This is a genomic window from Myroides sp. DW712 (assembly GCF_046557355.1).
GTDB lineage: Bacteria > Bacteroidota > Bacteroidia > Flavobacteriales > Flavobacteriaceae > Flavobacterium.
The window spans coordinates 1-14,675 of the sequence record NZ_JBKFDO010000023.1 but is presented as its reverse complement, the minus strand read 5'-3'; the positions used below and the strand labels follow the sequence as shown (position 1 = coordinate 14,675).

Here is a 14,675-nt window from a genome sequence, read left to right as displayed (position 1 = left end):
TATAATAATTCGACAAAAGTAACTAAATTTGTTTTTAACAACAATTAAATTCCCATCGAAAATGACTACAATTCTTCAAAAAACAACAAAGATGAGAAGAATCAGCCTTTTCTTACTTCTAGGAGGATTCGCTATTTCTTGTGGCTCATATCATAACGCCGCCTTCCCGCAAGATGGCATTTATGGTCAACGTACACAAGCCGACCCCTATGCAGGTAACAATTCGGGTAATTACTATGAGAACTATTTCGCTTCTTTAAATCAAGATATGGATTATTTCACGGATGTAAATGCTTATAATTCACCTGTAAATGACAGTATATTGAATAATGTACCGAATAAGGCTGTTAGTTATGGTTCATGGGGAACTGAACCAACAAGCATCCAAGTAAATTACTACAACAATAACTATAGACCGTATTGGGGCTATGGTTATTACGACCCATTCTACGATCCATACTACTATGGTGGCTATGGTTATGGCGGATGGGGATTGAGCTTTGGATTCGGTTGGGGTTGGAATGGCTATTATAGCCCGTGGCACAACAACTACTATTGGGGATCTCCATACTATGGCGGATACTACTCTCCATACTATGCTCATCGATATTACACATCTTCCCCAAGAGGAGGATCCTATGGCAATACAAGATCATCTTATAGCGCAAACAATACAAGAAGTTATTACAGCCGATCTGCCAATGTGAACAATACAAGGCCAACCTACCAAGTAGGTAGACCTACTTCAAACTACAGCAGAAGTCGTTCTAATCTTACGAACAGCGCTACGAACAACAATTATTATACAAGAAGGAATTCAAACAGCAATTACAATTCATCGAATACTAACTACAATCGTTTGAACTCCTCTAGTAACTACAATAATACGAGAAGTAATTACAACAATTCTTCCAACAATTACAACCGTTCTAATTCATCTAGTAACTACAATAATACGAGAAGCAATTACAACAACATGAACAGCTCAAGAAGTAATTACAGTAGAAGCAGTAGCGGAAGCTCTCGAAGCAACTACAGTAGCGGAAATACAAGAAGCAGCTATAGCAGTGGAAGTAGTGGATACAGTAGAAGTGGAAGTAGTTCACGTAGCAGATAATAATCTAAATTTTGACAAACCCTATGGATATAAATAAAATCATTTTGGCTTTAAGTGCATCTGTTTTAGCAATAGGTGCCTTACAGGCGCAAGAAGTAAACCCATTGGATATTTCGAGATATTCTGAATCAGACATGAATGGAACGGCACGTTTCAAAGGAATGAGCGGAGCCTTCGGTGCAGTGGGAGGAGATTTATCCGCATTAAAGATTAACCCAGCGGGAAGTGCTATTTTCATGTATAATCAAGCGTCCTTCAGCATGTCGTTGGCCAATAAAAACAACAAGGTCAATTACATGAATAATCGCGAATCCAAAAATTACACAGGACTTGATGTGGGACAACTAGGTGCTGTGTTTGTATTTAACTCCAATGATCCATCCGCAACGATGAAAAAGTTTACGGTTGGTGTGAACTACGAGAGTACAAAAAACCTCTATAACGATTACAACGTTATGGGAACTGGACAAACAAACTCTTTAGGTGAATACTTCTATCAGATTGCAAATGGGGTTCCTATTCCACATCAAGCAGTCCAAGGTAATAATGATCAAGGATATCTTAATGCAGGGTATATGTCTGGTTATTTAGGTCAACAAACCTACCTCGCCTACAAGTCATTTATCTTAGATACAGGAAAGAATGACGGAGAATATACGGCAAACTTTGGTACGAATACGGATACCTATACCCAAGGAAAATATGTAAGTACCAGCGGTTATAACAGTAAATTTTCAGGAAACTTTGCGGCCCAACTTGGTGATCGTATCTATGTGGGAGGGAATTTAAATTTACACCTTTTTGATTACACGCAATCTTCAAGAGCTGTAGAATTTAATCACGCTACAGATTTACCTGAAGGAATGGTGAACTCTATCTCCTACTCCAACCATCTATATACCTACGGAACAGGATTCTCTTTTAATCTAGGTGTCATTGGACAAATTACAGACGAATTACGAGCAGGGGTAGCCTATGAATCTCCAACCTGGTATAGCTTACGCGATGAAATAACACAGGGTATAGAAACAAGAAGCGAAGATATTGCCGAAACCTCTTGGCTCTACCCTAATGTAGTAAATATATTCGATCGTTATAACCTAAAGACACCGGCTAAATACACTGGAAGTTTAGCTTATGTTTTTAATAAAAGAGGATTAATCAGTGTAGATTATGGTATTAAAGATTATAGCAACAATCGCTTTAAACCTAAAAACAATGAGGTATATAATATAGCGAATAATTTCTATAGCAATGAAATGAAAACAGCCAGTGAAGTACGTGTTGGTGCAGAATATCGCATCAAACAAGTGAGCCTTCGCGGAGGATACCGTTTCGAAGAAAGTCCATACAAAGACACCCAATACATGAGTGATTTAAACAGTTTCTCTGCAGGGATTGGCTATGAATTTGGAAACTCTAGATTAGACTTAGCATATTCTCATAGCGCACGTACCTATGCCACAAGTGTACTAGATATGAACATAAATAATTTATATGAAAATGCCACTTGGAAAATGAGAGAAAATTGGGTAACTCTTTCTTATGTTATCAATTTCTAATCTCATTTAGAATTTTTAATACTATGAATCTCTTTAAGGATAAACTCTTAAAGAGATTTTTTTATTGTATTTTTGCCCCACAATTCAGAAATTAAAAAATCAAACTAATGAAAGCCATTTTTAAACTTTTTGCAAGTGTATGCTTGTTGGCAACTACAGTAGGATTTGCACAAGAAACAGCAACTACACCTTTGCGCTATACTGCCTCGAATAAAGGTAAATTTTATGTTTATTGGGGAGGAAACAGAGGTTATTATACGAATTCAGACATTCGCTTTAGAGGGGAAGATTATGATTTTACCATTAAAGATGTAAAAGCAGATGACAAGCCAAAGGGATGGCATGTGGATTACATCAATCCAGGACGTATGACAATTCCTCAAACAAACTTGAGAATTGGATACTTTATTACGGATAAATACAACATCTCTATTGGGGTAGATCACATGAAATATGTGATGCGTCAAAATCAAACCGTAAATTATTCTGGCGAATACTACGGCGCAGGTTCTTATGGAGAACAAGTTGCTGGACATCCAGATCAAGTAAAATTAACGGAAGAATTTTTAAAATTCGAACATACCGATGGATTAAACTATTTGAATGTGGAAGTAAACCGTGTGGATGATATTTCAAAATTATTCCGCATTTACAATACAGACAAAATTCAAGTAAACGTAACAGAGGGACTTGGATTTGGTATTATTTATCCAAAAACAAATACCACTTTATTAGGAAAAGATCGTTACGATGAGTTTCACGTTTCTGGATTAGGGTTTTCTGCCAAAGCAGGTCTAAACGTTACATTCTTCAAACACTTCTTTGTACAAGCCGAGTTAAAAGGAGGTTTTATCGATATGTATGATGTTCGTACAACAGACAATAAGAAAGACAAGGCTTTCCACAATTTCTGGTTTGGGGAGACCGTAATAGCATTTGGAGGAATTTTCAAATTGTAAATTCATCCGAACCGAACTAAAAAGTGACTGACTCTTAAGAGCAGTCACTTTTTTTATTCGCTTAAGTCTCTGATGTTGTTTACTTCGCTAAAACGGAATCATTTTAGATAACCGCCCTCCTTCATATAATTCTCACAAAGCTTCTTCGCTATATAGAAAAAAAATGTACTTTTGCAGTCCAATTTTTTTCAAACGAATGAGAACTAAATCTTTAAAAAAGAACAAGATAAACGTGGTAACCCTAGGTTGCTCTAAGAATATTTACGACAGTGAAGTATTAATGGGGCAGTTAAAAGCTAATGGCAAAGACGTTACACACGAAGCAGCAAATGATGAAGCGAATATCATTGTGATTAACACTTGTGGTTTTATCAACAATGCGAAAGCAGAATCGGTTAATACTATTTTAGAATACGTAGATAAAAAAGAACAAGGCATTGTAGATAAAGTTTTTGTAACAGGATGTTTATCTGAGCGATACAGACCTGACTTAGAAGCAGAGATTCCAAATGTCGATCAATACTTTGGTACGACAGACCTTCCTTTGCTGTTAAAGGCCCTAGGTGCAGACTATCGCCATGAGTTGTTAGGTGAACGTTTAACAACGACTCCGAAGAACTATGCGTATTTAAAAATTGCGGAAGGATGTGATCGCCCATGTAGTTTTTGTGCAATTCCAATCATGCGCGGAAAACACATTTCTCAACCCATTGAAAAATTGGTAAAAGAAGCAGAAGGTTTAGCTAAAAATGGTGTAAAAGAATTAATTCTTATTGCTCAAGATTTAACGTATTACGGATTAGATCTGTACAAGAAGAGAAACTTAGCGGAATTACTAGAGAACCTAACGAAAGTAGAAGGAATCGAATGGATTCGCTTACACTATGCTTTTCCTACAGGTTTTCCAATGGATGTATTGGAATTGATGAAGCGTGAACCTAAGATTTGTAATTACATTGACATTCCCTTACAACATATTTCAGATAACATCTTGAAGTCAATGCGCCGTGGAACTACACAAGCAAAGACAACAAAATTATTACAAGAGTTTAGAGCAGCTGTACCAGAAATGGCTATCCGTACAACTTTAATTGTTGGATATCCAGGAGAAACAGAAGAAGATTTCCAAATCTTAAAAAATTGGGTACAAGAAATGCGTTTTGAGCGCTTAGGTTGTTTTGCTTATTCTCACGAAGAAAACACACATGCTTACTCTCTTGAAGATGATGTTCCTGAAGAGGTAAAACAAACAAGAGCAAACGAAATCATGGAAATTCAAGCACAGATTTCATGGGAATTGAATCAAGAAAAAATTGGACAAACCTACCGTTGTATTATTGATAGAAAAGAAGGAAATCACTTCATTGGTCGTACAGAATTTGACAGCCCCGATGTGGACAACGAAGTGCTAATTGACGCAACCAAACACTACCTAAAAATTGGAGAATTTGCCAATATCACCATTGATGAAGCAACAGAATTCGATTTGTATGGAAGCCCTGAAAATAAATAATAAAAACGCTACCTTAAAAGGTGGCGTTTTTTTGTGCTATAAATGATGAGTAAATCGTCTAAATAAAGCAATTCACACAACAAACCGTGCAAATCACAAAAGTAAACTACAAAAAACAACTTGGGGGATCTACAAAATAGTTTTAAGTTTAAGCAAAATATAGATTATGCGTAAACAAACGATTTCTCTTCTAACTTTAGCCCTAACATCTTTGGCCTGGGGTCAACAAAACATACATTTTACCTCTACTCCTTCCTTAAGTCCGGATGGAAAAACCACGTATTTTAGTTTTGATAGCGACCTTTGGCAAGTTCCCACTGCAGGTGGAGAAGCACAACGAATCACCGCTCTACCAGGTAATGAAACCAACCCACGCGTATCACCTGACGGTAAATGGCTAGCCTTTAGCTCGGATCAATATGGCAATAAAGATATTTTCATAATGCCCTTAACAGGAGGTCCTATTCAACAACTCACCTATCACCAAGCAGCAGATGACATGGAGAGTTGGAGCTGGGACAGTGAAACCTTATACTTCACGGGTAATGCCTATAACAATTACGCTTCTTTCTCCATCAACCGAAAAGGGGGTACTCCTACTCCATTATTTTCCAACTATTTCAATAACACCAATGGATTAGTAGAAACACCTTTGGGAGAATATCTTTTTACAAACTCCACTGAAAGTTCTAATCAAGTAACCCGCAAGCGATACAAAGGAGAAAATAATCCTGATATTTTAGGATATCACCCAACCAATCAAAGTTTTAAACAATATACCGATTACAACGGAAAAGATTTCAATCCAACCGTTGATCGCCAAGGAAACGTGTATTTCATCTCGGATGAAAATAACGGTCATTACAATCTCTATACGTTTAAAAATGGGAAGAAAACAGCCTTAACAGCATTCCCCTCATCCATCAAAAAACCGTTTGTATCAGCCGATGGTTCTCAGGTCGTGTTTGAAAAAGACTACCAATTGTTTGTGTATGATGTCAAGCAAGACGAAGTTCGTCCTTTGTCTATTACGTTAAACACCAATAAATCTATTGCGAAAGAACAAACCTTCAATGTAGCTGATAATATTAGCTATTTTGACCTTTCACCTGATGGAAAAAAACTAGCCTTTATTAGTAGAGGAATATTATTTGTATCCGATGTAGAGGGAAAATTTATCCAAGCAATGACCAATGGAAAGGAACGTGTGATGGAAGTAAAATGGTTGAAAGACAATCAAACGTTGATTTTTAGTCAGACGTATAACGGTTATCAAAATTGGTTCAAACTTGCGGCTACTGGTAAAGAAAAAGCAGCACAACTCACCCAAGATACTCGTAACAACAGAGACTTAACGTTGAACAAAACACGCACCCAAGCGGTCTATACGAGCGGACGAGATGAGATTCGCCTCCTTGATTTACAAACCTTTGCCTCTAAAACGATTGTGAAAGATGAAATATGGGCGTTCCAAAGTGCTCCCCCTTCTTTTTCACCAGATGGAGCGTATGTACTTTTTACGGCTAAACGCAATTTTGAAGATGATATTTTTGTTCACCATATCGCCAAAAATGAAACGATTAACTTAACTCATACTGGAGTTTCTGAAACGAATCCCGTATGGTCTCCTTCAGGGAAATACATCTATTTCGCCAGTGATCGTTTGAATCCTTCCTATCCTATGGGAATGCAAAACGCTAGTATCTATCGCCTAGCCTTAGATTGGTATGCAGGCCCTTTTAAATCGGATGAATTTGACCAACTATTTGCAGCCAAAAAAGAAGAGGAACAAACAGAAAAAGAGGGTAAAAAGACCAAAAACAAAACCTCAGGTCCATCTAAAAAATCTACGGTAGTGACAATCAATACCCAAGATGTATTGGATCGGATTGAATTAGTGAGTGATAAATTTGGCAATCAATATTCTCCTGCTGTATTTGAAGAAGGCGACAAAGAATATGTCTACTATTCATCCAATCAAGAGAATGGTAAATATACCTTGTATCGCAAAATATACGAAAAGTTTGAGGCTGCTAAAACCGAAAAAATATTTGATAAAAGTGTTAGCTTGCTTCAACAAAGAGACAAAACCCTCTATGCCTTAAGTGGTAACAACCTGTATAAATTTGCCTTAGAAAAAGGAACACCTGAAAAAATTAGTATTTCCTATGCTTTCACTAAGAATTTAGCAGAAGAGTTCAATCAGATGTTTGAAGAAACTTGGGCTGGTGTGGAAGAAAATTTTTATGATGAGACCTTTCATGGGTTAGACTGGAAAGCAACTAAAGATTACTTTTCCTCTTACCTCCCTTACCTGAACAACAGAAATGATTTGCGCATTTTACTCAATGATATGTTAGGTGAACTAGGGTCTTCTCATTTGGGTTTTACCTCAACAGGAGAGGAAGAAAAAACCAGATTACAATATAACACGGTAGAAACTGGAATCATATTTTCCGCTGCGAATCCGTATGAAATAGCACACATTCTACGCAAATCTCCCGCTGCTGCAAAAGATATTGATTTGCAAAAAGGAGATATACTAACCCACGTCAACAAACAAAAAGTTGACTTTGCGACTAACCGTGATGCGTATTTTACTTTTGCGCCTACGCAAGAAGAAATCGAATTAACCTTTGAACGTGGATCCAAAAATTTTTCGGTAAAATTACACCCCATCTCCTATGTTACGCAAAAAGGATTATTATACGATGAATGGATTTACCAAAATAAACAACGCGTGAATACGTGGAGTAACAACCGCATTGCCTACAGTTACATGAAAAACATGGGGTCAAGCGAATTGGAGCAATTTTTATTGGATATGGTAGAACAAGAGCACCACAAAGAAGGGGTAATTTTAGATCTTCGTTTTAATACGGGAGGGAATGTACACGATAAGGTATTAAATTTCTTAGCTCAACGTCCCTATCTACAATGGAAATATAGAGAAGGTAAACTGACGATGCAAAGCAATTTCAGCCCAAGTGGAAAACCTATTGTCTTGCTCATCAACGAATTTTCCCTCAGTGATGCCGAAATGACTGCTGCTGGTTTTAAAGCCTTAAAATTGGGGAAAATCATCGGTCAAGAAACGTATCGCTGGATTATTTTCACCTCTGGAAAGTCGCTCGTAGATAACTCTTTTTATCGCTTACCTTCTTGGGGAACGTATACCTTGGAAGGAGATAATTTAGAAAAAACAGGTGTTGCACCGGATATTTATGTCAAAAACACCTTCCTTGACCGTCTGGAAGAAAAAGACCCTCAACTGGAGCGCGCAGTACAAGAAATTTTACAGGATTTAAAACCATAAAAATAACGAATAAAGAGAACTTTTTATTTGAAAAGTTCTCTTTATTCGTTATTTTTCAATACTTTAATAGTAAAGTTCGTCGTTTTACATGCAGTTATTTTTTATTTACAATAACATAATGTAGTGATAATGGCTATTCTTTAGAATTGATACACTTTTGCTATACACCAATCAATATTTAAAACTATGAAATTAAGTACACCCTTGTTATTCTTACTTTGCACGATTATAACCTCCACCACTCTAGCACAAGAATCCAAAGTCTTGCGTATTGGACATCGAGGAGCAATGGGGCATAGTACTGAAAACACAGTTGAGTCAGTTTTAAAAGCTATTGAACTAAATTGCGATATGATTGAAATTGATGTATTCAAAGTAAAAAGTGGAGAACTTGTGGTTTTCCACGATGATACTCTCGATCGTATTACCAATGCCAAAGGTCCTATTGAAAGCTATACCCTTGAAGAATTAGAGGATGTATTAGTAGAAGGAAAATATAAAATCCCAACCTTAGAAGAAGTGATTGATGTTATTGGACGTAAAGCTGTATTGAATATTGAACTGAAAGGAAACAATACAGCGGTGGATACCCATCGAATCATTCACAACTTTTTAGAGCGAGGTTGGAGTTATGACGATTTTATACTCTCCAGTTTCAAATGGGAGGAATTAAAAATTGCCCGTGACCTTGATGCTTCACTTGTATTAGCAGTGTTGACTGAAGAAAAACCAGAAGATGCCATTTCCTTTGCTTTGCAAATTCAAGCGAAAGCTATTAATCCGTATCACAAACTGCTCAATAAAGAGAATACGGCTTTAATCAAAAAAGAAAAACTCAAGATATTCCCTTGGACCGTTAACGATCCTAAAGATATTGAACGCATGAAAAAACTACAGGTAGATGGGATTATTACTAATTTCCCGGAGCGAATTTAGTTTTTACAAATACGACAAGACCTCTGACATATCCTCTCCAAACTCTTGAGCCTCTTTACACCATTTATATGACAAGGTGGCTCGAATTCCAAGTTCACGAGCTAATTCTGATTTGTTTGTTCTTTCCTTAGCCAGTTCAACGGCTTGCTTCTTAAAAGCTGCATCGTAAGTCTTTCTAATTCTTTTCATAAGTCAAAGATAAGTTTTTATGCTTAACTCTTTGTCCAGACTAAGTTAGCAAGTCCAGCCATCCTTTTTCTACATAGCGCTTCATTATTTCCAAAACGCCATCTCCATAATCGGGAAAGTAGGTAAAAGTGCAGGTGTTGGTTTCAAATAGCACGGAAGTTTCTGTATGGAATCAAAACAACCGAAAAAATAGTCAAGAAATAGAAGGTTGAGCTTCTGTGATTTAGAAGATATAACAACACTCTAGTTGACTAGTCAACTAGAGTGTTGTTTTTTTACCATTTTCTTATTTCCCTTCTTTACTATTCACGATGCACTACTTACAAATACGACAACACCTCTGACATATCTTCTCCAAAGAAGTTATGTTCTTTGGCTACTTCATATAATTCAGGATATTGCTGGGCTAAAATAATAAAGTCATATTCGATAGTACTCGCGTATTTTTTTGCAACATGCAATTCTAAAAGAGAAGTATACACCCAAATCATGGCACGCTCTTCCGGAGTATAGTAGGGTTCTCGTTGGGTGAAGTAATTGTCTACTTCGCTGTATTCTGCAGCATATTCGTTGGGAATATACTTTGTTGTCATTTGAATGAAATAGTAGTCCAACGGCACGCGAATATAGGCCTCGTCTTCTTTGGCTAATTCTACTGCCGCAGCTAGCATCTTCTTCTTGACAATCAACTTGCCATCAAACCCACGAGAAAAAAACAAACGATCATACATGCGATAATCCCAACCTTCGCGAGAGAGGCTACTCATTTTTTTGTATTCCTCCATACATTTGATTTGAATTCTTTTGTAAACATCAGGATAGTTTGGCGGAAAATCTTCATAGCCAATATCTTTCACAAATTCATAAGGTAAATAATCATATACTTGATTTAGTGCAGCCTGATTGGTATAAAAAATATAATTATTGTATGCAAGATCATAAGAATCTACTCTAAACATATAATACTTTTGGTTATAATCATCTAAATGTCTCTCTACATAACCAGGACTAAAACTGAAGAAATATCTATGTTCTAAATCGAAAATGTAATTTCCATAAGTAAAATATAGCAAGGGAACTTTATCATATTTATTTTGGATGTATACCGTAGGTAATAGTATTAGAAAGTTGTCAATTTTTTTTATTCTGGAATTAGTTGAATAATCAGCATAGATATCTACGTTAAAAATCTCCATAATTCGTTGAGCAAAAGTTTCTTCACTTGGAAATTGAAATCCAAAAGATTTTAATCCCAAATAATAGAGATGATTCATCAAGTTTATCTCTTCCATTCTATAATCTTCTTCAATAAACTCTTGATTATCAGGCATCCCTTGATTGGTTTCATAAATACCTTCTAATAATTTTTGATTTTCTTCTGTGCGTCCTTCCATTACTTCAATGATTCCTTCTTCTTTATATTGAGGCATATGTTGCCAATCTCTTTTTGGTTGTGTTGCTATTTGTTCTCGTATTGTTATTTCTTGATTTTGTTTGTTACAATTCAGAAATAAAAAACAAATAAGCAGACATATAATGTTGTATTTCATACTAAAAATATTACAGTGTTTTTGTGTAGTTAATAGGTCTAAAATATCCAAACCAACTGTCATGTGCACTAAGAGCTCCTCCTGTGCGTTTATAGTAAGCTACTCTTGTTTTTTTTGTGTGTACTTTAGATTCCTTAATTTTTTTTATTTTACTGTTATCAAATATTCCTATTGCATTTTTTAAGTGTGTGTCTTCATCACCGCTACCTAATAGATCTATAGCTTCTAGTATTATCACTAAATCATCTTTTTGATTATATTTATATACAATACCTGTATGTCCTCGAACTTTACCCGTTTTTTCATTAAGACCACGCCACACAAATATATCCCCTCGTTCTGGAATGAAATCTTCTTTTTCGCTCCCTACAATGTGTTCAATATTGGTATTGCCAATGGCTTTTTGAAAATCTTTTTCCGTAGTCATGATGCCGGTATGTAGTTGTATGGGTTCTTGAACGACACCTAAATGATATAGATACAGGGCTACAACTTCTGAGCAATCCGCTTCAAAAATATCCTTATACTTTATTCCTATCCGGGATCCTTCTTGATTATAGGGCCATCCTTTTTCTACATAGCGCTTCATCATTTCTAAAACGCCGTCTCCATAATCGGGAAAGTAGGTAAAAGTGCAATTATCAACTTCAAACACTTTCGATGTTTTCTCTTGAAAAACTTTTTTCTTTTCTGCATAGGCAACATTATTTCCGATTTTTTTTGACACCTCATCGACATCCCATTCTAAATTACTATAGTGATTTGCTTTTTTATCACTCCAAGCCCAATAAGCCATACTAGCCACCATAGCCACTTCAGGGTCTGTTCCTACTTTATCGGCGCCTTCTTCTGTTAACACCTCAACACCTAATAGTTTGGTTGTATATTTATTTGCTTGTTCATAACTGGCTCTAAACGTAATTTGAATATAGCCTCGTCCTCTAAATTTCCAACCTTCACCTCCTGGTTCATTCTTATCATTTCCAAATCTTCCTCCATAAACCAAATCGGCAATCATTTTTTGATTCGAAGCTTGTATACCGCTGTCATTAGGAGCATTTAAATCTTTTCTTCCATACTTGCTAGAATTCTCCTTATTTTGGAAAAAATTATTTAATCGTACAGGTTGAGAGCGATAGTTTCCATCTGTGTAATAACCTCCAACTTTATTAACGGAATCTCCTTTTACCCATGTCTTTCCCTTTCTCCTTTCATTGCCTGTTTCCAATAGTAGAGCTGAATAATCTAGGTTCTCTTTTCTAATTTTTAAGGGACTTCCCGATTCTGCAAAAACTTGTGCAAAAAAATGTGCTTTGTTCCAACAGGTATTCATCTCAAAAACAGCCATATAATCCGTATAAGCTTTTGCGATGGCGTCTAGAACAACCGCATCTGATCCTGGAAAGAGTTGCATTAATTGGGCACTTGTTACGGGAGCCTTGCATCTCGGACAATCGGAATGGGAATCAGGTACAACTTCCTGTCTAGTTGTTGATCTACGCTCCACCACAATCGGAACACTGTGTTCCTTAAAGGTTTGACTAAACACAAATTCTTGGACCAGTTTGAGTTGATGCAGGTAGAGGTAGCCCCGTTTATTGTCTTTGAGATAGGCAGCTAAACGCAGGAGGTTTTTTTGGGCTCTTTTTTGTGCCACTGTACGAGGCAATCCTTTTTCTATTTCGGGTTTAAACGGTTGCATCAACAGGTGATCATTGGCCCAGTTTCGCTCGTATCCCTTGGGGTATAAAACCTCTACATTCTTTTTCTCTATGAAATAGTTCGTTTGGCCATATAAAGGGTCTTTGGTCTGGGCTTCATAGCTAATTCCCAGGTAAAATACACGGGGATTACTTCCCAATCCCTTGTCTTTTTTGTGGGTATTGCCCTTGTAAATCGCGTGATCACTCGTGTCTAAAGGGTGATAAATCACGTGTTCTCCCTTGGGAAAAGCAAGGAAAAACGAAGCCGCTTCTCTGTCCTTAAATACCAACTTTAAAAAACGCTGATTGGTGTTTTCATATAGGGTTACCTTCACAGTATCAGGGAGAATTTCATGCTGATCATAACGCCCCAAAATGCGGATGACCTCAACCTCAATGGGCTCTTTATACAAGATCGGGCGAAATAAACGACGGTGATTGGCCGTGTTAAAATAGGCCTCAATGCGGTATTTTTTGGGAATATACCCATAAGTATTCACCGTATCCATCGGAAAAACATGCCCTAGTAGCCCTTCGTGTTGCTTGAATAGTTCTCTTTTGACATTGGATAAACCAATTTCTTCAGACAAGGTAAAAAAGATAGCGTATTCCTCTCCCTTGCCTTCGGGAACTTGTTGTTCAAAGGTCTTCCAAAAATTAGAAAAGGGAAACACCTGATGTGTGCCCTTCCCTTGAGAATCAAAGTGAATCGTATCGCGATGCAACTCCACAATATCGCGAGCCCGATTACGACTGTCATACCAGTAGCAAATCGTTGCCGATCGGTTTTCATATCCCGTGATGTCAGCGACAACGGCAAAACGCTCATTAAAACTCAAGCTGCTGATTTGTTGGTCGTGAACATTGACAAACTCCCATCGGTTGACTTTTCCCGCTATGCAATGGATTTCATAGGTATACGTTTGCCCATTTAAGGTAATATTCAAGTGGTACGTACCCAATTCTTCCAGCTGAAAAGTCAGGGTAGCCAAGTTGGATCGCAAGACAAGACCTTCGGTTTGGGTGTGAACGGGATACAAGACTAACCCTTCTAAGGATTGATTCTCCAGCGTGTCTTCAGCTCTAGCAAGTACGAGAGAGCCGAGTTCCGCTTGAATCGTTGCCTTGCGTTGCGCATCCACATAGGAGATGGATAACCCAAACCCCGGCTTCTTCTTTGGTCCCTTGCTATAGGTTAGGGTATAGGTAATTTCACTATCCACATTGTCGTGCACAACAGCAACAGGAGAATATTTTTCTTTGGAAAAAAGATGGCGAATAAGGTGTTGAAACTGCTGGGCAGATGCCAATTCCTTCACTTCCAAATAGGCTGCTTCCGATGGAGGTTGATACCCAATAGTCATTCCCAAATTCATCGTTACCCAATCCTGGCAGTAAACCGTGTAAGTTGTTTGCCCGCTTTCTGTTTTGGAGAGGCTAGGGCTAAGGGTGAGCTGGTTAATTTTATTGTCAACCACGTGAATCGTTTGACGTACTTTGTCTTTAACCATCAAAAAATGCCCATATACACATTCGACAACATAGGTTCCCTCTAGAGGAAAGTGTAAGGTAATGGACGTGTTTTTAATAAAATGTTCTTCGAATCTAGCGTTGCCAGGGGACTGAATACGCCATTTGACCAAGAAAGGCTTTGCGTTTTTCTGGTTGTGAAAGGCAGCGGTAAACACAAGGGTACTACCCAAGCGTACATTTTCCACAGCAGGTGAAATCGAAAGTATGGCATTGTCATGCACTTGAAAAGAAACAAGAGCTATCCCTTGAATCGGGCGATGATCTTCCAACACTTCTACTTGGTAGGTATTGGCATTG

Annotated in this window: 9 protein-coding genes; 6 read left to right on the top strand and 3 right to left on the bottom strand. The window is 37.4% G+C overall.

Annotated elements, in window-relative coordinates:
* The first annotated feature begins 91 nt into the window (after window positions 1-91).
* The 6 genes from ACLJX0_RS14605 (at window position 92) to ACLJX0_RS14580 (ending at window position 9,403) form a co-directional block, all read left to right on the top strand.
* The gene (locus tag ACLJX0_RS14605; protein WP_410881473.1) at window positions 92-1,117 is read left to right on the top strand and encodes a hypothetical protein; all 1,026 of its coding nucleotides are present in this window, start codon (window positions 92-94) and stop codon (window positions 1,115-1,117) included.
* A 23-nt stretch (window positions 1,118-1,140) separates the two neighbouring features.
* The gene (locus tag ACLJX0_RS14600) at window positions 1,141-2,679 is read left to right on the top strand and encodes an OmpP1/FadL family transporter (RefSeq protein WP_410881471.1); all 1,539 of its coding nucleotides are present in this window, start codon (window positions 1,141-1,143) and stop codon (window positions 2,677-2,679) included.
* 107 nt (window positions 2,680-2,786) lie between these two features.
* Window positions 2,787-3,638, top strand: coding sequence for a hypothetical protein (locus tag ACLJX0_RS14595; protein WP_410881469.1), 852 nt, complete (start codon window positions 2,787-2,789; stop codon window positions 3,636-3,638).
* A gap of 196 nt (window positions 3,639-3,834) precedes the next feature.
* On the top strand, window positions 3,835-5,151 hold the full coding sequence (gene rimO, locus ACLJX0_RS14590; protein ID WP_410881467.1) for a 30S ribosomal protein S12 methylthiotransferase RimO: 1,317 nt from the start codon (window positions 3,835-3,837) through the stop codon (window positions 5,149-5,151).
* A gap of 166 nt (window positions 5,152-5,317) precedes the next feature.
* On the top strand, window positions 5,318-8,467 hold the full coding sequence (locus ACLJX0_RS14585) for a S41 family peptidase (RefSeq protein ID WP_410881465.1): 3,150 nt from the start codon (window positions 5,318-5,320) through the stop codon (window positions 8,465-8,467).
* A 186-nt stretch (window positions 8,468-8,653) separates the two neighbouring features.
* Window positions 8,654-9,403: a glycerophosphodiester phosphodiesterase gene (locus tag ACLJX0_RS14580; RefSeq protein ID WP_410881463.1), complete on the top strand. Its 750-nt coding sequence runs from the start codon at window positions 8,654-8,656 to the stop codon at window positions 9,401-9,403.
* 3 nt (window positions 9,404-9,406) lie between these two features.
* On the opposite strand, the gene ACLJX0_RS14575 is transcribed toward ACLJX0_RS14580, so the two are convergent.
* From ACLJX0_RS14575 to ACLJX0_RS14565, 3 genes are all read right to left on the bottom strand, one after another.
* Window positions 9,407-9,592 (bottom strand): transposase, encoded by a 186-nt coding sequence (locus ACLJX0_RS14575; RefSeq protein ID WP_410881461.1) that lies wholly within the window; start codon window positions 9,590-9,592, stop codon window positions 9,407-9,409.
* Between the two features lie 320 nt (window positions 9,593-9,912).
* Window positions 9,913-11,022: a hypothetical protein gene (locus ACLJX0_RS14570; protein ID WP_410881460.1), complete on the bottom strand. Its 1,110-nt coding sequence runs from the start codon at window positions 11,020-11,022 to the stop codon at window positions 9,913-9,915.
* A gap of 130 nt (window positions 11,023-11,152) precedes the next feature.
* Window positions 11,153-14,675, bottom strand: a 3,523-nt coding sequence (locus ACLJX0_RS14565) for a glycoside hydrolase family 19 protein (RefSeq protein WP_410881458.1), incomplete at its 5' end; no start/stop codon positions are given.